A 21,957-nucleotide genomic window follows, 5' to 3' on the forward strand; every position below is an offset into this window, starting at 1 on the left:
GAAATCAAAAAAGCCACAAAGAAATAAATCTTTGTGGCTGCAAAATTACTTTATTAAAAATTAATGTCCGCCAGAAATTTTCTGGTCGAAGTTAATCCCTTGTGATCTTAATATTGATGCCACTTTCCAGGCATAAAATGCCAGGTAAGCAAAACAGATGATCCCTACGATGTAACTGTGTTGAATACCTGTAAACTCTGATACTGCACCCTGTGCCCAGCTAATGATACCACCTCCCATAATCATCATGATGAGGAAACTACTTCCCTGACTGGTGTGCTTACCTAAACCGCTTACAGCTAAAGTAAAAATACAAGGCCATAATGTACTACAGAATAAACCTACACTAGTAATGGCATAAACACTTACCATTCCTTTAGTAAACATTCCGATTAACAACGCAGTAATACCTATTGCCGAAAAAATCAATAACATTCTGGCAGGATTACCCTTACTCGCCATATCAGCAGCAATTAATACCAGAATAATCAATGCGTATACATAAAAAGGAGCCAAATCATGTTTTGCAATGGCGTTAACAGCTAAAAAGATACCGAATGCTAAATAAGGAGCAATAAACCTTAATATTTTTTGCGTGCTCACGTTATCAGTAAAAGCCTCAACAGCACCTGTCCAACGCCCAATCATCATACTTGCCCAATATAAAGAGATATAAGGAGCAATATCTTTAATGGCAAAACCAAGATCTTTTTCCATGTAAGCAGGCAAATTACTTGCAGTTGATACCTCAACACCTACGTAAACAAAAATAGCAATCATACCCAAAACCAATTGTGGATATTGCAAAGCTGATCCCTTAATCGATTTAGTATCATCTGCTGACGCTTCTACCAAAGCAGGTCTATCAGGTAAAGATGACATTTTTAAGAAAATTGCCACTGCAATAAAAGCTACTCCCAATATTAAATAAGGAATTTTAACGCTTTCTACGCTGATGTTGGTATTTGCATTTGCAGCAGAACCAAAAATGGCGAAACTAACAATCAGTGGTCCAATGGTTGTACCAAAGTTATTAATACCACCGGCAAGTGTTAAGCGTTGCGAGCCTGTTTTAATTGGCCCTAATGCAATAGCTAATGGATTTGCAACAGTTTGCTGTAAGGAGAAACCTAACGCTACAATAAATAAACCAGAAAGCATTAAAGGAAATGAATGCAGGTTTGCTGCAGGATAAAATAATAAGGTTCCAAGTGCAGAAATAACTAAACCTAGTGCCAGCGAATTTTTGTAGCCCAATTTGTTTACTATATCTTGCCCCATGAGAACAGAAATACCATTATATATTAAGGCGCCGACGGTATAGGCAATGTAAAATGCCAATGAAACCAATTGGCTTTCGGCCTGCGATAAATCAAAAGCCTTTTTAAATACCGGGATGAGAATGTCATTACTGGCGGCAACAAAGCCCCAAAAGAAGAATACAGTGACCAGTGGAATAAATTGCGCCCACTTGGTTTGTGTTTGTTCTGAATTCATATTATAAATCTAGTTTTAATGGGGCTAAACATAAATAAAAAAAACTAATAACCAGTATTTTTTATGCAACCTATGCAACAAAAATAAATGTTAAATGTTTAGGTATAAAGTTGCATATTCGCATATTCTAAACAACACAATGCATGTTTGAAGCCATATTACTAGGTATAGGAGCAGGGATTATTTCGTCGTTTTTAACAGGGCCGGTTTTTTTTGCAATGATTAAAACCAGCATAGAAAGGGGCTTCAAAGCTGGTTTCTCTTTAGCCGTTGGTGTAATTATTAGCGATGTAGTCTTAATTGGCCTGGTTCTTTTTGGTAGCCAGTTTGTTGATTATAAAGCCGAATTTGACAAATACGTCGGCAGTATCGGCGGTATATTTTTACTTGCAGTTGGTATTTATTACCTGGTTTCTAAGATCACTGTGCATTACGATAGCACCACACTACAAAAAGTGAGTAAAAGGGGTTATGTGCTCAAAGGTTTTTTAATGTGCATCCTCACGCCTTCCACCCTCATGTTCTGGATTATTGTGAGCGGTATTATTTCCGTTAAGCTCAACAACATGCTTAACGAAAAACTAGTCTGCTTTTTTATTGCCATGGCCACACAACTCGGTATTGATGGCGCAAAGAGTTTCTATTCCAGTAAACTCCGTTATAAAATCAAAGAAGACGCATTAAAAAAATTAAATAAAATTGCAGGCGTAGTCATTATCTTCTTTGCCTTCTGGCTAATCATTAAAACTTATCTGAAGTTTTATGCATAATATATCGCATGCTCAGCTTAGATGCGCTTAGATGTCTTAAGTGGTCAAATATTTTTAGAAAAGCAGGTGCAGTACCACTATTATTGTTAGTCCTGCCAATGCTACAAGTCCTCGGCAAATGAAGAATTTGCCTCCGGGCTTTCCGCGAATGTCAGGTTTAGCTGGGAAAATACAGTAGTATTAATGGAAGATGAAAACCTTCTTTGTGCCTCCGTGCCTTAGTGGCAAAACCTAAAAGTATTATTACTTTGTTATCATGCTATCATCTCCCCCGCCGTGGTTTGTGTCCTCACGAACCGCTAAAATCATCAACCTTCGCCCTCCAACATCAGCCATTGTGCCTTATGGTTAAAAGTTTTGAAAAGCAGTTGTATTGCTACTATTAAGCGTCAGTCCTGCCAATGCTGCAAGTCCTCAGCAAATGAAGAATTTGCCTCCGGGCTTTCCGCGAATGTCAGGTTTAGGTGGGAAAATGCAGTAGTAAAAATCTAATGGTCGCGAGGTATCGTCATCTCGACCGTAGTGGAGAGATCTTTTAATATAGTCTAAAGATCTCTCCGCTACGCATTGCTCCGGTCGAGATGACGATTTCTATGGGGTCTGTCAATGGTAGAAGTTAGAATTTTTCAAATGCATCAGTATTGATGACAGGTTTTTGCGGTTCGTCATTCCCAACTTGATTAGGAACCATGGAGTGCTCATGAATGCCGTTGAATAAAGGGAAACTTATAAATAATTGTATTGCAAGTGCTTTAAGATTCCCGCCTGCGCGGGACTGACGGTCGTACTAATGGATCTGTCTATGATAGCGGAGTCGAAGAACTCTTCTCCAGTATTCTCAGTAGCAAAAATGAGCACAAAAAAATAGCCCATATTACTATGAGCTATCTGTTATTCAAAATATTTTAGGGGCTAATAAGCCCTTTGGTTATTTCCTTCTTTCCAGTTCACAAAAGCTTTATTAACCACTTTGTTACCGCCTGGTGTAGGGTAATTTCCGGAGAAATACCAATCACCTTTGTTTTTCGGACAAGCCTCATGCAGGTTCTCTAAACTTTGGTAAATGACTTCAACCTCAGCAACAGTACCTTTTGGGGTAATAATCTGTGCAATTTTAGCTGAAATTTCTTCAGGAGTAAAGGGTTTATAAATTTCCTTAACGTGGTTTACAATTTCCTCCTTAGGTAAAAGTAACGAAGCTTTACATTTAGTGTAAACATCTTCGATCACCTGCCACATCCCACGCTCGGTAAGCAACTGGATTGCCGCATCGAAAGCCACGAACTGTCCCATTCTACTCATATCGATACCATAACAATCAGGGTAACGGATCTGGGGTGCAGAAGAAACAATAATGATTTTCTTAGGGTGTAAACGGTCTACAATTTTAATGATACTCTGCTTTAAGGTAGTACCACGAACGATCGAATCATCCAATGCGACTAAAGTATCCTGGTGGTTGTTGATAATACCATAGGTAGTATCGTAAACGTGCGCCACCATTTCACTCCGGTCAGCATCCTGGGTAATAAAAGTTCTTAGTTTTACATCCTTAACCGCAAGTTTTTCGACACGTGGCGCTAAAGACAACAAGTCTTCAAGCTGCTGATCTGTTAGCGTTTCTTTTTTATGTAAGAGTATATCTTTCTGGTGCCTGCGTACATATTGCTGAACACCATCAACCATTCCGAAAAACGCCACTTCTGCCGTATTTGGAATAAATGAGAATACTGTGTTTTTTAAATCGTAATTAACGGCCTGAAGGATTTTATCGCTTAATAAACGGCCTAACTGTTTACGCTCACGATAAATTTCAACATCACTTCCTTTTGAGAAATAGATGCGCTCGAAAGAGCAAGATAACCTTTCAGTAGGCTCGCGGAATTGCTCCATACTCACCTCACCGTTTTTCTTAATGATTAAAGCATGACCTGGATCGATTTCTTTAACATCTTTAAACTGGATATTGAATGCAGTTTGCAAAGCTGGTCTTTCAGATGCCGCTACAACAATCTCGTCGTCATAATAATAATATGCCGGACGGATACCTGCAGGGTCGCGCATAATAAACGAATCGCCGTTACCTACCATACCACAGATCGAATAACCTCCATCCCAGGTTTTGGCCGAGCGGCGAAGAATATTCGCGATATCTAAATTATCAGATATTTTGTGTGTGATTGCAACGTTATCATGCCCTTCTTTTTTGTACTGATCGAAAAGCTCCTGGTTTTCATCATCTAAAAAGTGACCGATTTTTTCCAATACCGTTACAGTATCTGCTTTTTCTTTTGGATGCTGACCTAACTCGTACAATTGCTCCAATAACTCATCAACATTCGTCATGTTGAAGTTACCTGCAATGACCAGGTTACGTGTCATCCAGTTGTTTTGCCTTAAAAAAGGGTGGCAATTTTCGATGCTGTTTTTACCATGCGTACCATAACGCAAATGGCCCATTAACACTTCGCCGATAAAGCTTACGTTGTTTTTGAGCCATTCTGTATCCTGCATTAATTCAGGGGTGTTTTCCTGGATATCGACAAATTTGTTCTGTACATATTCGAAGATATCTGCTACCGCATTTGATGCCATGCTCCGGTATCGGCTAATGTACCTACTGCCCGGTTTCATATCCAGTTTAATGGTGGCAATACCTGCGCCATCCTGGCCCCGGTTATGCTGTTTCTCCATTAAAAGGTATAATTTGTTAAGGCCGTAAAGTGCTGTACCGTACTTTTGCTGGTAGTAAGAAAGTGGTTTTAACAGGCGAATAAAAGCGATTCCGCATTCGTGTTTTATCTGATCACTCATTGTGTGGGTTTGAAGCCGCAAAGTTATCCTTTTAAACCATTACAACCTAAACAAAAATGTTTTCTTTTGTCACAACGGGGTTAATTTGGAATTATACAACTTAACTTTATTTAGCAGTATTAAAATAATTTAAAACAACAAGTTATTAAAAGGGTTAAAATTAAATATTGCAGAAAAAGATGCAGTTGTTGCCTTTTTAGAAGCATTATCTTCTCCAACAGTGCTGACCGGGGTAGCGCAATTGCCACAGTAATTAGATTGGAGTGTTAGGTTAGAAGTTTGGAGGTAATTGAACGACATTCAGACAAGACAAACAAAAAATTGTTTACCCTTTCGTTACCAGTTGTTTACCCTTTCCGTACACCAAGTTAACCCCAGGGTTACCCCTTGGTTACCTATTCTTTACCTTTTGGTTACCTAAAAGGTAAAGCCAGGGTCTGCTTAAGGGCTTGCTTCGGTGAGTCAGGGCCAATGCTGCCCGCCAGCAGGTACGAAGCATACCCGTTCAAGGATAGTCTTAAGATACATTTGTGCCTGTTTACAAAGCGCATAGTTTGCCTATAACATCCTCAATCTGTTAATATTTCATCTTAGTGAACAGTGCTGACCAGACATCTGTTGCCAGTTAACAATTTGCATTTGACAGTTAACCGATGCCAGCTGGTGACTGGCCGTCAACAATCTAACAATCTGGCAATTCAACAATCCATATCCATCACATCTTATTTGATTTCAACGCTTCTCCAAAAAAAACAGAGGCGTGTTCATCAAAAGCTGCAGGATCACCGCTGGTATAGAAATGTCTTTCGCCCTGTTTAGCTAATTTTTCTTCGATCTCGGGATGTCGCTTTAAATAATCAACTAAACTACTGGCTACAATCTCACCTTGCGTTAAAATGCTTATATGATCGGGAAATACTTTCTTCAGTTTAGGCATTAATAAAGGATAGTGTGTACAAGCCAATAATACACAATCAATAGCTGCCGATTGGCTCAATAACTGATCGCAATATTCATTGATAAAAAAATCTGCTCCCGGCTCCTGGTGTTCGTTGTTTTCGATCAGCGGAACCCACATCGGACAGCTTTGCTGGTAAACCTTAATTTCAGGAAAAAATTTATTGATCTCTAAAAGATAAGATTGGGAATTAACCGTTCCCCTGGTTCCCATTACCCCAACTTGTTTCGTGATCGTATATCCATCAATAACCTCTGCCGTAGGCCTGATTACGCCCAATACCCTTCTATCCGGATACTTAGCAGGAAGATCTATCTGCTGGATTGTTCTGAGCGCTTTTGCCGACGCCGTATTACAGGCCAGGATCACCAAATGGCATCCTTTAGCAAAAAGCCATTCTACGCATTCTAAAGTATATTTATAAATGGTCTCGAAAGAATGATCGCCATAAGGCGAACGGGCATTATCGCCTAAATAGATGTAATTGTAATCGGGCAATTTATCGGCAATAGAACGAAAAACTGTTAAGCCACCGTAACCTGAATCGAAAATACCTATTGGCGAAGCCTGCATTGTGTTGGAAGTTGAAATATAAGAAAGTTGTAAAGTTAGTTGAAAATTGGAATGTTAGTGTTAGTTGGTGGCGTATAACTGATTTTTTTGCCATACCCTAGGGTCTTGCCTCGGCTCGCCGCCGCCGAAGGGCTCTTTCTTTTTGGCATCAAAAAGACCAGCGAAGCTAGCTTGAATGCAAATAAAAACATAAATACACATGAAAAAACAAAAAATGCCGGCTGAAAATTTTTCTTTCGAAGCTAGTAGGTTAGCTTGGACAGTGCAGCCCGAAAAATTTGTTAGGCCGGATTTAAGTAGAACGGGGACACCATGCTATGGCCTAACTGGATGGAAATGCGGAAGTAGTTAAATGATGATAAATGATAACTTGCAAAAAACAACTTCAATGGTGTCTTGTTTCGGAGTCTTACTTAAGCGAACATCAAGGATGCTGAAATGAATCTGATAGTTATCGGATCAGCATGAGGAAAATCCTAAAACAAAAAAAGCGGAACTAAGTTAAACTTAATTCCGCCTTATATCTTGAACTGGTAAGGAGACTCTGGACTCCTAACTCACGACTCATGACTATTTCTTAGGTGCCGCTGGTTTTGTTGCAGTTGCAGTGATTCCTAATTTAGTTTTTACTGAAGCAGTAATATCATCACCACCTTCCCAGAAAACTAAATTGTTACCACCTTGTCCGTTTGCGATATCGAAAACGTAAGCTAAACCTTTTTCTTTAGCTACAGCAGAAATTGCAGTTGCAACTTTAGCCTGGATAGGTTGGAATAATTCACCTTGTTTAGTACCTATATCTTGTGAAGCTTTAGTACGCGCATCAGTAATGCGTTTTTCTAAATCCTGTAATTCCTGACCTGCAGCTTGTAATTCTTTACCTACTGATTCTTTGTTAGCTTCACTTAAAGTTTTTTGTTTAGCTTCTGCAGCAGACATTTTGCTTTGATATTCTTTGATCATTGCATCAATATCGGCTTGCTTTTGTTTACCTAAGGTTTCTAAAGTAGTTTGAGCTGCTTTAGCTTCAGGTAAATTTGCAAAAACCTCCTCTGAATTAATGTGACCCAATTTTTGTTGTGCACTTGCCATATTCGCTGTAAACAATAACCCTGCTGCTACAAAGAATACGTTAATTAACTTTCTCATCGTTTTATTTTACTTTTTTATTTTTTTCTAATTGTTTTCCTTCAAAAAATCAGGGGCGAATATACTAATTATTTACAGTCCCTGGTTTATAACCTAATTTTACAATTACATCATTACTAACGTCGTAACTGCTACTTGCATAAATCATCATTGTTGCTTCACTGCTCTTGTCAAAAATGAAGTCCAGATATTTTGATTTTGCAATCTGTTTAATAGCCTCGGCTACTTTATCCTGAATAGGCTTAATTAATTTTATCCTGCTTTGAAAAAGATCTCCATCCGGCCCAAACTTAGAGCGTTGAAATTCTTTGGCTTGTTTTTCTTTTTCTATAATCTCGTTTTCACGTCTTTTGCGCATATCATCAGTTAACAAAACCTGATCTGCCTGATAAGCCTTGTACATCCTGTCAATTTCAGAAAAATTCTGATCAACCTGTTGTTGCCATTGTTTAGATGCTACATCTAACTGACTGAGTGCCGATTTATATTCTGGTAAATGTTTCAAAATATACTCCGTGTCTACATAAGCAAACTTCTGTGCAAAAGCACCAAAAGAAGTGCAAAGCAGGAATGCGATAAAAAGATATTTCTTCATTTGTGTGTGTATTAATGATATAATAATAACCTAAGCTTTCTTTAAACTCCTATTGCAATGATTTATTGCATAATTAGTTAAATTTTTACTCTTTATCAATTAAAATCCACCTAATTGTTGTGCGATACTGAAAGTGAAGTTTTGCTTACCACCATCTGGCACTCCTGGGATCCTGTCGAATGCATGTCCGTAATCTATACCTAATAAACCAAATATAGGTAAGAAGATACGTGCACCTACACCAACTGATCTTCTCACGTTGAAAGGATTAAAATCACCAAACCTGTTCCAGGTGTTACCGGCCTCTGCAAAGGCTAAAACAAAGGCTGTAGCTTGCTGACTTGCTATAACCGGATAACGCGCCTCCAGTACATATTTCGTATAAATAGGGCTACCAGATTGTTGCGCAACAGTTGGATCAGAGCCATTTGGTATAACGGTATTGTTTGCATAACCACGCATGGCGATTAGTTCAGATCCCTGTAAGAAATCGAATCCCTGCATACCATCACCACCTAATTTGAAACGCTCAAATGCAGATTGACCTACTGCTTTGCTATATTGCCCTAAGAAACCGAATTGTGCCTGCGCCTTAACAACTAAGTTACCTGCAACACGTTGGTACCATTGCGAATCGAATTTCCATTTATGGTATTCGGTAAAACGGTATTTTTCTTTATCAGATGCGGTTGCATAATTCACTTTGTTGAACAATGAATATGGTGGCGTTGCCTGAACAGTGAAACGGATAAATGATCCCGATTTAGGGAAGATTGGCGAATCTCTTGAATCGCGGCTAATTTCTTGTGATAAACTTAAGTTATAAGATGTACCTGAACTAAATAAATACCCTGTATAGTTATTTAAGATATACTGTTGCAAACTCACCGCGTGGGTTAACTGGAAGTAGTTATCTGGCCAGTTTAATCTTCTACCTAAACTAACGGTTACCCCATTTAAACGGATTTTTTGAAAAGCAGCATCACCATTGCTTAAACCGTTTGATTGCAATGAGGTAAATGCACTCACACCAAAGCTTACCGGTTTCTCGCCACCAAACCAAGGTTGTGAGAATGAGAAGCTATACGATTGATAATATTTACCGTTGGTTTGCCCACGTAAGCTTAATTTCTGTCCATCACCTTTTGGCAATGGTTTATAAGCTTTTAAATTAAATAAGTTACGCAACGAAAAGTTATTGAAAGTTAAACCTAATGTACCAATAATACGGCCACCACCAAAACCACCTGATAATTCGATTTGATCTGAAGGTTTCTCTTCTACTGCATATTCAATATCTACAGTACCATCTGCCGGGTTAGGGCGAGGTGTAGGTACCGTTTTAGACTCGTCGAAGTTACCCAACTGACCAATTTCGCGAATGGTACGGATTAAATCACTTTTATTAAATTTTTGTCCCGGTTTGGTACGGATCTCACGTAAAACAACCTTATCATTGGTAATGGTGTTACCTTTTATAGTAATGCGGTTGTTGGTATATTGCGGTCCTTCGTACATGCGTAATTCCACATCAACAGTATCGCCATAAATTTTGGTTTGTACCGGATCGATATTAAAAGTTAAATATCCATTGTCGGTATACATACTGTTAATGTCGCCACCGTTTTCGCCACCGCCATTTAATTTTTTATTTAATTTTTCTTCGCTAAAAACATCACCTTTTTCAATAGTTAACACTTTTTTCAAAATACTATCCGGATAAATGGCATTACCTGCCCAGGTAATATTACCAAAATAATACTTTTTACCTTCGTAAAGGTCCATTCTGATATTAACTTTTTTCTTATTATACTGGTAAATGGTATCTTTTAATAATTCCGCATCACGATAACCTTTCTCGTGCATTTTAGCAATCATTTTAACTTTGTTCTCTTCGTATTTTTCTTTTGCGAATTTTCCAGAGCCCCAAAAACGCCACCAGGCAAACTGCTTAGGGCTTTTAAGGTATTTTCTAAGTTTTGCTGATTTGAAATCTTTATTCCCAGTAAAATCGATATGTTGTACTTTAACACGGTGACCTTTATCAATATATGCTTCTAATACCACACTATTTTCTGCATTCGGATCTTTACGTGTTTTGTAATCGATCTTGGTAAAGAAGAAGCCTTTATCTAATAAATATTTTTTAACAATGGCCGATGTGGTATTGTATAGGTTATCGTTTACGATTTTTCCCGTTTTATCATTTAACTTTTCCTGAATGGCCGTTTTTTCAGATTTACGGAGACCTTTTAAATCTATCGAGCTTAAACGCGGACGTTCCACTACTTCAATTTCAAAATAAACAGAATCCTGAACAAATTTTTCGATGTTAAGTTTAACATCATCAAACAAGCCCTGTGCCCACAACGTTTTAATTGCATCAGAAGTTGCTTCCCCAGGAAGAACGATTTTATCGCCTTTAGTTAATTTAGACAAAGTGATTAATACTTCTTTATCTAAATATTGGGTTCCGGTTACCGTTGTACCTCCAATGATATATTCTTTTGGACTAAAATAATCGAGATCTAAGCCACCGACCTTTAAAGAAGGGGTTACCGGAGCCTGACCTTGTGGACGTACTTGAGCGAAGGCCGGAGCGGCTAAAACTAGTAGGATTAAAACTTGAAATATTCTTTTCATTAAAATTATTTGTTCAGTAATGACCAAAAGGTAACGGTATTTTATAAAGCAGAATTTCTTTACGTTGTTCCCTTATTATGGTTTCATTTATCGTATAAAAGTGGTGCTAAGTTAGCTTAAACGCTTGTTAAAAAGTGTTAAAAGAAAAATTAGTTTAATTGCTCGCTAATTTTACCAAAACGGCGTTCGCGTTTTTGATAGTCTACAATGGCCTCGAAAAGATCTTCGCTTCTGAAATCCGGCCATAAAACATCAGTAAAATAAAACTCGGTATAAGCCATTTGCCAAAGCAGGTAATTGCTGATACGGTGTTCGCCACTGGTCCTGATCATGAGTTCAGGATCGGGCATATTTACAGTTGTTAGTTTCGATGAAAACAGTTCTTCATTAATATCATCCAAAGAAATGGCATTGTCTTTTACAGCTGATGCAATTTTTTTAGCGGCCTCTAAAATCTCCCATTTGGCACTATAACTTAGTGCCAGTGTTAAGGTACATTTTTCGTTATGGGCTGTTTTTTCCATGGCTTCCTTTAAATCATCTATACACTCCTGTGGTAAAGATTCAATATTGCCAATGGCATTCAGCTTAACATTGTTTTTATTAAGTGTTTCGGTTTCTTTATTGATGGTAGAAATCAGAATCTGCATCAAAGCATCTACTTCTTCTTTAGGCCTATTCCAGTTTTCAGTAGAAAAAGCATATAAAGTAAGGTATTCAATACCTACCTCAACACAACCTTCTACAATATCTTTTACAGAAAGTACACCTTGTTCATGTCCGAAAACCCGGATTTTACCCTGGCCTTTTGCCCATCTTCCATTGCCATCCATGATTACGGCAATGTGCTTTGGCAGGCGGCTATAGTCTATTTGTTCTTTAAATCCCATTAATTATGTCAAAATCAGCTTAAAAGGAATAGCATTTTGAGGATACAAAGGTAAAAGATATGCCAACACTAACAAATAGATAAGTGTCCCTTTTTCGAAAATCGCCTCTTTGGGTTCCCGGCTGTCCAATTTGATAGCGTGAAGGATCGGATAAATTAACCTGGCCATTTTCAACAAGCACCGGGTTAACCGGATAACGACCACTTACATCATCAATATAATCGGTAGCCGGTGTTCTATAACCCAATTCGGTAAAAACGCTCCAGGTATCTTTGTAATTGTATCTTAATCCCACACCATATGGAATGGTTAAAACTACGTTATTATAGGCATTTTCCTGGCCTTCAGTTTTCAGTACATCTAATCTGTACCTTTCGCCATTAACTTTTACAGTCGGTTTAAACATCAGTAAACCCACTCCCGTAAAAAGATACGGCGTAAATTGACGTGTTCCGCCTCCAAGGTTAAAATTAAAAAAATTAAAATCGATCAGCCCGCTAAGTTCGTTCAGTGATGTTTTAAAACGCAGGTTTCTTTCGCGGAACTGCTCGTTGTTAGAATAGGAATCATCAGCTTTTATCTGCCCGAAAGTATAATTTAAACGAACACCCAGGTATTGGTTAAAATTGCGCTTTACATAAAGTCCGCCAGACAAACCACTGATATATAATGGATTGTTCTGATTAAGATCGCCCATATAACCGGCACCACCAGCCATGCCCCCAACTTCCCAGGAAGGTTCACCGATCACTTCACGCTGTGCATGAACGAACTCCCAGCTAAAGATGAGAAAGAGGATGATTAATAGCTGTTTTCCTGGCGCCATACTTAGTAGTTACGGGTATCAATGCCCCATAATAATTTATTCCTTAACGTGTTTAAGTAGGTTTCATTATTAAGGCGGATAAGATTTATGCAAAAATCTGCCTTTTTTATACTAATTTTTACTGAACGCTCTACAGTAACGGTTCGGCTATCGCACGAAACCAAAAATTTTGATTCGCGTGCTTCTACCTCAAAAGAGAGTTTATTATCATCTGGTACAACCACCGGCCTTACATTTAAGTTGTGCGGTGCAATGGGTGTAATTACAAAATTTTCAGAATCCGGATAAATGATTGGTCCACCGCAGCTTAAAGAATATGCTGTAGAGCCGGTTGGGGTAGCTATAATTAATCCATCGGCCCAATAAGAGTTGATAAACTCGTTGTTCATTGAAGCGTGGATAATCATCATAGCCGAATTATCGCGACGGTGAATCGTAATATCGTTTAACGCAAAGTTTTCTTCACCAAATAAATGATTATCGGATTCTAATGTTAAAAGAGACCTGGAATCTAAGGTATATTCTTGATTAATCAGGGCATTGAGTGCTGATGCAATTTCGTTTTTATTGATACTGGCCAGAAAGCCCAGGCGGCCAAAGTTGATCCCGATTACAGGTATTCCCGAATTGCGGATCAAAGATAAGGTATCGAGTAAAGTACCATCTCCACCTAAGCTTAACAATACATCAGCATGATCTTTGAGTTCGGCATGGTTATGAAAAATGATTGTATTTGATGGCAGTTTTATTTTACCATGAAGGGATGTTTTAAATTTGGAATATAAAACAGGCTGAATATGGTGTTCGGCTAAATGATTAAAAACCTCTTGTACATAGGGCAAAACTGTATCATTAAAATCTCTGCCGTAAATTGCAATCCTCATAAAGTAGGTTTATACATTTAAATAGTTCATGAAAGAATCGTAACGCTCCTGCGATCCATCATCAATCTGGGTATTATTGTAAACCTCTTTAACCAGATAATCATATCTTTCGAAAGAGGCTACCAATGAAGTGATTTCTGTTTTATTTACTTTGAGCGTTACTTCCAGACGTGTGGAATCTTCGAAAGAATTTACATAAGAAGAGAGTACCTGTGCATTATCGGCTTCAACAATCTGCGCAATATGCGCCAGAGAATTATCACGGTTACTAATCTCCAAAACGATAATTCCGCCAGGTTCATTTACGGCATACTGTTCGGCAACAGCATTTACCATATTACTAATAGGAATTAAACCAGCATAATTTTTCTGTTGATCCAGAACCGGAATAACGGTTAATTTTAGCTGGCTAAATAACCTGATTACATCATAGGTATGCGCATTATTCAACACAAAAACATTAAGCGTGTTTACAGCGCTATCGCTTAAAAGTGTATCGTGATTATCAATATTCAATAAATCATCTTCAGAAACCAAACCCAATAAAGTTACCTCGTTAACAACCGGCAAATGCTTCAGTTTAAAATCGTTCATGCGATCTAAAGCTTTCTGCACCGTATCATCGGTTCTTAGTGATGGAATTGAATCTGATATGATTTCTGCTGCAAACATTTATTTCAACAATATTCTATCTAAAAATTTTTCTAAATAAGCGTTAAATATCTGTGGGTGTTCCATCATAGGCGCATGCCCACATTTATCAACCCAGTTTAATTCTGAGTTAGGCAATAATTGGTGGAATTCTTCTGCCACTTCCGGCGGAGTAACCTTATCGTTTTTGCCCCATATTAAGGAAACCGGTATGGTAATCTTCGAAAGGTCTTTAGACATATTGTGGCGTATTGCCGATTTTGCCATGGTTAAAATACGAATAACCCTCGATCTATCGTTAACCGTTTTAAAAACATCATCTACCAGTTCTTTAGTTGCCGTTGCCGGATCGTAAAAAGTAAATTCTACCTTTTCTTTAATATAATCGTAGCTCTCTCTACGTGGGAAAGACCCTCCAAAAGCATTTTCATATAAACCAGAACTACCTGTAAGTACCAGCGCTTTAACAAATTCCTGATGGGCAACGGTAAATACCAGACCAACATGGCCACCAAGCGAATTACCAACAAGCACTACCTGGTTTAAATTTTTATATTTTAAAAAACGATGAAGATACCTCGACAATGCTTTTACGCCCAATGTTAAAATAGGGAGATCGTAAATTGGTAAAATTGGAATAATTACACGATAGCGATCTTTAAACTGTTCGATAACCAGTTCCCAATTGCTTAGTTCGCCCATCAGGCCGTGTAGCAATACCAGTGTCTCGCCTGTTCCGGCTTCAATGTATTTAAATCCGTCTTCTTCTATTATCGGGTAAGTCATATCTATTTTAGATGGTATTGTGCTACTAAGTTAGTAGAGTAAAATTAAATTTATGCATTTATATGCCATTTTTCTGAAATAAAATCGAAAACGGTATAAAAACCTATTTATAAGTATCAAGAAGCAAGTAAACAGTATCAAGATACATATTTTGTTATCAGCTTTCAGCTTTAGTCTTTCTGCTTTAAGCTCTACTAAGCTAGTTTTTCTTTAACAATCTCCGCAATTAATTTACCGTCAGCCTTACCTGCAAGTTCCTTATTTGCCATACCCATTACCTTCCCCATATCCTTAACCGATGTAGCACCAGATTGTTTTATTACTGTTTCGATAATTACAGCAACCTCTGCCCTATCCAACTGTTTTGGCAAAAACTGGTTAATCACTTCAATTTCTTCTTCTTCTACCTGATACAAATCTTCGCGATTTTGTTGCTTATAAATATCAGCAGATTCACGGCGTTGTTTAATCAGTTTCTGAAGAATTTTTAGTTCAGTTTCTTCCGTAATTTCTTCTGAAGATCCTTTCTCTGTTTTAGCTAAAAGTAAAGCTGCCTTTATAGCTCTTAAACCTCTTAACTGTGCACTGTTTTTAGCCAACATGGCTTTTTTTATTTCCTGATCTATTGTAGTTGATATCATTTCTTTTAATTGTTTAATTGCAGGATTGCTAAATTGTTAACTGCAAATTGCCAACTGAAAACTTAAACTCTATTTATAATCGTTGCGGTAGCCTGTGCGGTTGGCATAATCAGCATATCGTTAATGTTAACATGCTTTGGCCGGCTCACAACATACCAAATGGCATCGGCAATATCGCTTGCAATTAGTGGCTCCAGGTTTTCGTACACCTTTTTCGCCCGGTCTTCATCACCTTTAAAACGTACCACCGAAAATTCTGTTTCTACCATGCCCGGATTAATTTCGGTAACCTTAATGCCATGAGGCAATAAATCGATGCGCATGCCTTTACTCAAAGCATCTACAGCATGTTTACTTGCACAATATACGTTTCCATTTGGATAAACTTCTTTCCCGGCAATAGAACCTATATTAATAATATGACCCGATTGATTTGGGATCATCCAGTTGGAAACAATTTTGGTTACATAAAGCAAGCCTTTTACATTGGTATCAATCATGGTGTCCCAATCGTTGGGATCACCTTTATCAATGGGGTCTAAACCCTGACTTAAACCCGCATTATTGATCAAAACATCAACCTTTTTCCATTCTGCCGGCAAAACTTCTAAAGCAGTGATCAGACTTTCTTTATCACGAACATCTGCCAAAACCTGTTTAATCGTAATGGCATATTTGTCTTCTAAATGATGTGCAATTTTAGCCAGGCGATCTTCTCTGCGGGCCAATAATACCAGATTATAACCTTGTTGAGCGAATATATGTGCACAAGCTTCGCCAATACCAGAAGTTGCACCTGTAATTAATGCGATTTTAGACATTTTTATGAATTTTAAGTCTGGGTAATCCTTTAAGATAACGTTCTTGATTTACCTGTACCAGCAAAGGTAAGTTTTTTTGGATTGCAGGGCTATTGAAAAATCAAACTGAATGTTAATTGACGTAATTTCAACTTATCTATCGGGTTGGCATAAACGGTATTGTCGTGCTGAAGCAAATCGTTGGCCGAATACGACAGTTTTATTTCGGGCGACATTTTAAAATACTCGAAATAAATATCGAAACCAATACCTGTTTCGTACGACAGGTAATTTCTTTTATTTTTTAAAAACTTATTTACGGCCGTTTCGCTTTCATCGAAGGTTTTCTTTTTCGAGGCTATATCTATAGAATATTTAGCACCACCTAACCAATATACCCTGAAATTGTTCAGTCGGTTCGATTTTACCTTTATGCCTAATGGGAATTCAAACATTGTAGACTGAACTGTCCTTTCTACCATCGTTTGGAAGTTTTTTGTTTGCCCGTTGCCCAGGGGAATTGGCGCCATTGGCTCATACTCGTAAGCTACTACCCTATCGCTAAAAATTAGCGAAGGCGTTGCCCTGATATCGAAGTTATCAGAGATCATTCTATTCATTACAAAACCCAATCCAAAACCTTGAGATGGTGGGCTGGAAATAGAATTTAGTGTTGAGGTAACCGGAATGCCTGAATTTGGATCGTAAGATGGATCCAGCGAATTTGGCACCTCATAAAAAGGGGATCTCCAATTTGGCTTTTTAAGGATTTTGTATTCGGACGAGATATACTGAAAATTAAAACCAAAACTCCAATCTTCATCATCTATTCCGCCACCCCAATTTTGAGCAAACGCGGTTGCAGAAACCATAAAAAATGAAAGAATGAGGCTTAATTTTCTGATCATTTGGTTCCTACATATATCGAACTTATTCCAAACGTTAAAATTCTTTGTTTGGTACTTTTAAACCCAACTTTTTCCATCAGGCTGGTAAAATCTTCACCGTCTGGAAAAGCGGCTACCGATTCTGGCAAATAAGTGTAGGCTCTATGGTCTTTAGAAAAGAGTTTTCCAAAAAACGGTGTTACCTGTTTAAAATAAAAACTATACAATTGTTTTACCGGGAAAACCTTTGGTTTTGAAAACTCCAGTATTACCATTTTTCCGTCAGGCTTTAATACCCTGTACATATCAGTCAGTCCTTTTTCGAGATTTTCAAAATTACGCACACCATATGCGCAGGTAATGGCATCAAAAGTATCATTTTCGAAATGCAGGCCTTCAGAATCGCCTACCTGAACGGTAAAAACTTCATTTAAGCTGCGCTCGTTGATCTTCTTTTTGGCAACATCGAGCATGCCTTCAGAAATATCAACACCAATTACCTTTTCGGGATGCAGCTTTTTAATGGCTTCAAAAGCAAAATCGCCGGTTCCTGTAGCTACATCAAGTAAAGTTCTTGGATGGATGGAAACCAGTTCTTTAATGGCTTTTTTACGCCATAATACATCAATCCCTAAAGAAAGAAAATGGTTTAAAAAATCGTAAGTGCCCGAAATGTTATTAAACATGGTTGCAACCTGCTCTTTTTTAGTTGCATCTTCTACCTGGTATGGAGTAATATTCTGATTCATGATATGCGACAAAGATAGAGAAAAGTCGGGAGTCTTTAGTCCGGAGTCCGAACTCTTTGGCGCAAAGTATTCACTGTAATGTCAAAAATCATATTTAAAAAATTATCGATTTGTACTTCGGAGTTCCGACTTCGGACTTCGGACTCAAAACCCTACCTTTGCACCATGATTATCAAAACGGCAACATTTGTTTGCAGCAACACCCAGATCTCGGCACTACCGGTACCAACTATGCCCGAATATGCATTTATTGGTCGCTCTAACGTGGGTAAATCTTCATTAATTAATATGCTGGTTAATCAGCATGGATTAGCTAAAACCTCTCAACGTCCTGGAAAAACACAGTTGATTAACCACTTTTTAATTAACGAGGCCTGGTACATTGTCGATTTACCGGGTTATGGTTATGCCAAGGTTTCTAAAACCAGCAGAGAGAAATGGGAAAAATTTATCCGCGCTTATATCACCAAAAGAGAAAGTTTACAGTGTGTTTTTGTACTGATAGACAGCCGCTTAGAACCTCAGGGAATTGATATAGAATTTTGCTACTGGTTAGGTGAAAAACAGATCCCGTTTTCGCTAATTTTTACCAAAGCTGACAAACAAGGGATGACTACCACCCAGAAAAATGTAGCTGCCTTTAAGAAAAAATTAGGCGAATTTTTCGAAGAGATTCCGGCCACCTTTATCAGTTCTGCCGAAAAAGGAACTGGAAAAGATGAAGTTTTAAATTTCATTTATGAGGTGAATAAAGATTTCGTGGTTCCGACAGATTATAAAAAGTTTTAAACCGTTCAATGGTTCATTAGTCAACAGTTCAATGGTCAATGGTTTGATAGTTCATAGCCGATAGCCTAAGTTTAATGCCAATAGCATTTCTCGAGCTTGAATTAACGAATGATTTTTTAAACCATCTAAGCTATGAACCATTTAACCATGAACTATTAACCGTTACATTCAAACGATTTAACCATTAGCCAAAATAACAAATTAACCAGTTAACCGATTTATACAGTTAACCCTTTCCAATAATGAAAAAATACTTTTCACTCGTATTATTCGCTCACTCCGTTTTTGCGCTTCCATTTGCCATGATTGGTTTCTTTTTGGGCGTAACCACAACAGAAAATCCATTTTCATGGTATAAACTCATTTTAGTTTTGCTCTGCATGGTTTTTGCCAGAAACTCGGCCATGGCTTTTAACCGGTATCTGGATAGAAACATTGATGCAAAGAACCCGCGTACTAAAATGCGCGATATCCCTGCAGGTAAAGTTTCAGCAAATGAAGCATTGATTTTCGTTATCGCCAATTGTTTACTTTTCGCCATTACCACCTACTTTATTAATCCACTTTGTTTCTATTTGTCGCCTGTGGCTTTATTTGTGGTTTTGTTTTATAGCTACACTAAAAGATTTACGGCGCTCTGTCATTTAGTATTAGGCTTAGGCCTGGCGCTTGCCCCTATTGGCGCTTACATTGCCGTTACCGGACATTTTGCCTTAGTACCTGTACTCTACTCCTTAACCGTATTATTCTGGGTAAGTGGGTTTGATATTATATACGCATTACAGGACGAAGAATTTGATCGTGAAGAAAAATTACATTCCATCCCATCGGCACTTGGCATTAAAAATGCTCTGAATGTTTCGGTGCTTTTGCATATACTCTCTGCCACCTGTGTTATTTTGCCTGTATTTTTTACCGCTTTTAGCTGGGTTTATTATGTAGGTATTGTGTTTTTCTGTTCAATGTTGATTTATCAGCACTTACTCGTAAAACCAAACGATATCAGTAAAGTAAACAGGGCATTTCAGACCTTAAATGGTTATGCATCGGTGGTGTTTGCGATATGCTTTTTAATAGATGCGTATTTGAGACATAAATAAATGAGTGAATGATTGAATTTTGAATGAGAGAATATAACATTGCGCCATAAACCATTCACTCCTTCAATCATTCTCTAATTCAATAATTAACTATGATGATAACTAAGAAAATTAGAACCTATATCCCACAGGAACTAAACATTACCTGGGAAAAACTGGAACCACTTTTTACTGAACTGCAAAACCGTGAAATAAGCAGCACCGCTGAATTAGAACAATGGTTAAAAGACCGTTCAGAACTTGAAGCTGCCCTAGAAGAAGACTTTGCCTGGAGATACATCAGAATGAGCTGCGATACAGCAAATGAAGAACTGGTTAAAAACTTTCAATATTTTGCGACCGAAATAGAGCCAAAAATTTCTCCGTTAGCCAACGAACTGAACAAAAAATTTGTCGAAAGCCCATTTATGGATGATCTGGACAAAGAAAAATATTTCGTGTACAGTCGCGCCATTAAAAAAGCCCTTGAACTTTACCGCGACGAAAACATTGAACTCTTCACTGAACTTCAGGTAAAACAACAGAAATACCAGAGCACTACAGGCGCCATGAGCGTTGAACTTAATGGGCAGGAATATACCCTGGAGCAAGCCTCAATCTTTATTAAAGACTTAAACCGCGAGGTACGCGAAAGTGCGTGGAAAACGATCCAACAACGCAGATTGGTTGATAAAGATGATTTAAACATTTTATTTGATGAGCTAATCAGGCTGCGCAATCAGGTAGCTTTAAATGCTGGCTTTGAAAACTATCGCGATTATATGTTCCAGGCTTTAGGACGTTTTGATTATACCCCACAGGATTGTTATGATTTTGCCAATGCGATTGAAAAGGAAATTGTTCCGATTTTAAAAGAACAGGCTGAAAAACGCCGTGAGGCTTTAGGTTTAGAGGTATTAAAACCCTGGGACCTGGAAGTGAGCATCAGTGGCAAACCAGCGTTGAAACCTTTTAACAACGGCGGAGAACTGATTGATAAAAGTATTGCCTGTTTTAATGCGATTGATGAAAAATTAGGCTCAAAATTGGCGACCATGAAAGCCAATAACCTTTTTGATGTGGAGAGCAGAAAGGGTAAAGCGCCGGGCGGTTACAATTACCCGTTAGCCGAAACCGGGGCACCGTTTATCTTCATGAATTCGGCAAATTCGTTGCGCGATTTAACTACAATGGTCCACGAAGGAGGCCATGCGATCCATACCTTTTTAACGGCAAATTTAGAGTTAAACGACTTTAAACATTGTCCATCTGAGGTGGCTGAACTGGCATCGATGAGTATGGAATTAATCTCAATGGATAATTGGGATGTTTATTTCGACAACGAAGAAGACCTAAACCGTGCTAAAAAAGAACAGTTGGCTGATGTTTTGAAAACTCTGCCCTGGGTTGCGGTAATTGATCAGTTTCAACATTGGATTTACACCAACCCGAACCATACCGCGGCTGACCGTGAAGAAACCTTTAAACAGATTTTTAACCGTTTTGGCGCAGGCTTTGCCGATTGGACAGATTTAGAACAACAGTTTGGAAATGGCTGGCAAAAACAACTGCATTTATTCGAAGTTCCATTTTATTATATCGAATATGCAATTGCCCAGTTAGGTGCCATTGCTGTTTGGAAAAACTATAAAGAAAATCCGGAAAAAGCTTTAGAACAATATTTGGCTGCACTTGCTTTAGGTTACACCAAACCAATAAACGAGATCTATGAAACCGCGGGAATCAAATTCGATTTCAGCGAAGAATATGTAAAGGAGCTGGCAAGTTTTGTAAAAACAGAACTGGAGAAACTGGGATAAGGCAGAAGGTTTTGAGGTATAAGGCTTTTCCTCCTCAATAGGAATATAATAAGGGTCGTGGCATTTTGCCACGACTTTTTTGTTTTTATAACCACAGATAAAAAGGATGAACACAGATTAATACTAGTTCTGGTATTAGCGTCTATTACCTGGTCT

At 38.1% G+C, this 21,957-nt stretch carries 19 protein-coding genes; 4 read left to right on the forward strand and 15 right to left on the reverse strand.

Features of this window, described 5'->3' with window-relative positions:
- Window positions 1-60 precede the first annotated feature (60 nt).
- Window positions 61-1,497: an MFS transporter gene (locus tag IM793_RS21060; RefSeq protein ID WP_193424779.1), complete on the reverse strand. Its 1,437-nt coding sequence runs from the start codon at window positions 1,495-1,497 to the stop codon at window positions 61-63.
- 143 nt (window positions 1,498-1,640) lie between these two features.
- Here IM793_RS21060 and IM793_RS21065 point away from each other — a divergent pair, with 143 nt between their 5' ends.
- On the forward strand, window positions 1,641-2,267 hold the full coding sequence (locus IM793_RS21065; RefSeq protein WP_193424781.1) for a LysE family translocator: 627 nt from the start codon (window positions 1,641-1,643) through the stop codon (window positions 2,265-2,267).
- A 912-nt stretch (window positions 2,268-3,179) separates the two neighbouring features.
- Here the strand turns inward: IM793_RS21065 and IM793_RS21070 are convergent.
- The 14 genes from IM793_RS21070 to ubiE all read right to left on the reverse strand — a co-directional run bounded on the left by IM793_RS21070 (window position 3,180) and on the right by ubiE (window position 18,113).
- Window positions 3,180-5,081 (reverse strand): class II glutamine amidotransferase, encoded by a 1,902-nt coding sequence (locus IM793_RS21070; protein ID WP_057932784.1) that lies wholly within the window; start codon window positions 5,079-5,081, stop codon window positions 3,180-3,182.
- 715 nt (window positions 5,082-5,796) lie between these two features.
- The gene (gene murI / locus IM793_RS21075) at window positions 5,797-6,612 is read right to left on the reverse strand and encodes a glutamate racemase (RefSeq protein ID WP_193424783.1); all 816 of its coding nucleotides are present in this window, start codon (window positions 6,610-6,612) and stop codon (window positions 5,797-5,799) included.
- A gap of 570 nt (window positions 6,613-7,182) precedes the next feature.
- Entirely contained in the window at window positions 7,183-7,761 is a 579-nt protein-coding gene (locus IM793_RS21080; RefSeq protein ID WP_193424785.1) for an OmpH family outer membrane protein, read from the reverse strand.
- Window positions 7,762-7,825: 64 nt separating this feature from the next.
- Window positions 7,826-8,356, reverse strand: coding sequence for an OmpH family outer membrane protein (locus IM793_RS21085; protein ID WP_193424787.1), 531 nt, complete (start codon window positions 8,354-8,356; stop codon window positions 7,826-7,828).
- Between the two features lie 99 nt (window positions 8,357-8,455).
- Window positions 8,456-10,999: an outer membrane protein assembly factor BamA gene (gene bamA / locus IM793_RS21090; protein ID WP_193424789.1), complete on the reverse strand. Its 2,544-nt coding sequence runs from the start codon at window positions 10,997-10,999 to the stop codon at window positions 8,456-8,458.
- A 149-nt stretch (window positions 11,000-11,148) separates the two neighbouring features.
- Window positions 11,149-11,889 carry an isoprenyl transferase gene (locus IM793_RS21095; protein ID WP_193424791.1) on the reverse strand — a complete coding sequence of 247 codons (741 nt, stop codon included), beginning with the start codon at window positions 11,887-11,889 and terminating at the stop codon, window positions 11,149-11,151.
- Between the two features lie 19 nt (window positions 11,890-11,908).
- On the reverse strand, window positions 11,909-12,715 hold the full coding sequence (locus IM793_RS21100; protein ID WP_193424793.1) for a DUF6089 family protein: 807 nt from the start codon (window positions 12,713-12,715) through the stop codon (window positions 11,909-11,911).
- Between the two features lie 2 nt (window positions 12,716-12,717).
- On the reverse strand, window positions 12,718-13,599 hold the full coding sequence (locus tag IM793_RS21105) for an NAD kinase (protein ID WP_193424795.1): 882 nt from the start codon (window positions 13,597-13,599) through the stop codon (window positions 12,718-12,720).
- Window positions 13,600-13,608: 9 nt separating this feature from the next.
- A complete protein-coding gene (locus IM793_RS21110; RefSeq protein ID WP_193424797.1) occupies window positions 13,609-14,271 on the reverse strand; it encodes a CBS domain-containing protein in 663 nt (220 codons plus the stop codon).
- Window positions 14,272-15,036, reverse strand: a complete 765-nt coding sequence (locus tag IM793_RS21115; protein ID WP_193424799.1) for an alpha/beta fold hydrolase — start codon at window positions 15,034-15,036, stop codon at window positions 14,272-14,274. It abuts the gene before it with no gap.
- Between the two features lie 194 nt (window positions 15,037-15,230).
- Window positions 15,231-15,677 carry a GatB/YqeY domain-containing protein gene (locus IM793_RS21120; RefSeq protein WP_121283549.1) on the reverse strand — a complete coding sequence of 149 codons (447 nt, stop codon included), beginning with the start codon at window positions 15,675-15,677 and terminating at the stop codon, window positions 15,231-15,233.
- Between the two features lie 62 nt (window positions 15,678-15,739).
- Window positions 15,740-16,498 (reverse strand): SDR family oxidoreductase, encoded by a 759-nt coding sequence (locus IM793_RS21125; protein ID WP_193424801.1) that lies wholly within the window; start codon window positions 16,496-16,498, stop codon window positions 15,740-15,742.
- Window positions 16,499-16,587: 89 nt separating this feature from the next.
- Window positions 16,588-17,385 carry an outer membrane beta-barrel protein gene (locus IM793_RS21130; RefSeq protein ID WP_193424803.1) on the reverse strand — a complete coding sequence of 266 codons (798 nt, stop codon included), beginning with the start codon at window positions 17,383-17,385 and terminating at the stop codon, window positions 16,588-16,590.
- Window positions 17,382-18,113 (reverse strand): bifunctional demethylmenaquinone methyltransferase/2-methoxy-6-polyprenyl-1,4-benzoquinol methylase UbiE, encoded by a 732-nt coding sequence (gene ubiE, locus IM793_RS21135; RefSeq protein ID WP_193424805.1) that lies wholly within the window; start codon window positions 18,111-18,113, stop codon window positions 17,382-17,384. The genes IM793_RS21130 and ubiE overlap by 4 nt, the downstream gene beginning before the upstream one ends.
- 165 nt (window positions 18,114-18,278) lie before the next feature.
- Here ubiE and yihA point away from each other — a divergent pair, with 165 nt between their 5' ends.
- The 3 genes from yihA to IM793_RS21150 all read left to right on the forward strand — a co-directional run bounded on the left by yihA (window position 18,279) and on the right by IM793_RS21150 (window position 21,801).
- Window positions 18,279-18,902 (forward strand): ribosome biogenesis GTP-binding protein YihA/YsxC, encoded by a 624-nt coding sequence (yihA, locus tag IM793_RS21140; RefSeq protein ID WP_121283552.1) that lies wholly within the window; start codon window positions 18,279-18,281, stop codon window positions 18,900-18,902.
- Between the two features lie 242 nt (window positions 18,903-19,144).
- On the forward strand, window positions 19,145-20,002 hold the full coding sequence (locus IM793_RS21145) for a UbiA-like polyprenyltransferase (protein ID WP_193424806.1): 858 nt from the start codon (window positions 19,145-19,147) through the stop codon (window positions 20,000-20,002).
- 92 nt (window positions 20,003-20,094) lie between these two features.
- A complete protein-coding gene (locus tag IM793_RS21150) occupies window positions 20,095-21,801 on the forward strand; it encodes a M3 family oligoendopeptidase (protein WP_193424808.1) in 1,707 nt (568 codons plus the stop codon).
- The last annotated feature ends 156 nt before the right edge of the window (window positions 21,802-21,957 follow it).

The organism is Pedobacter sp. MR2016-19, from assembly GCF_014947265.1.
Taxonomy (GTDB): Bacteria; Bacteroidota; Bacteroidia; order Sphingobacteriales; family Sphingobacteriaceae; genus Pedobacter.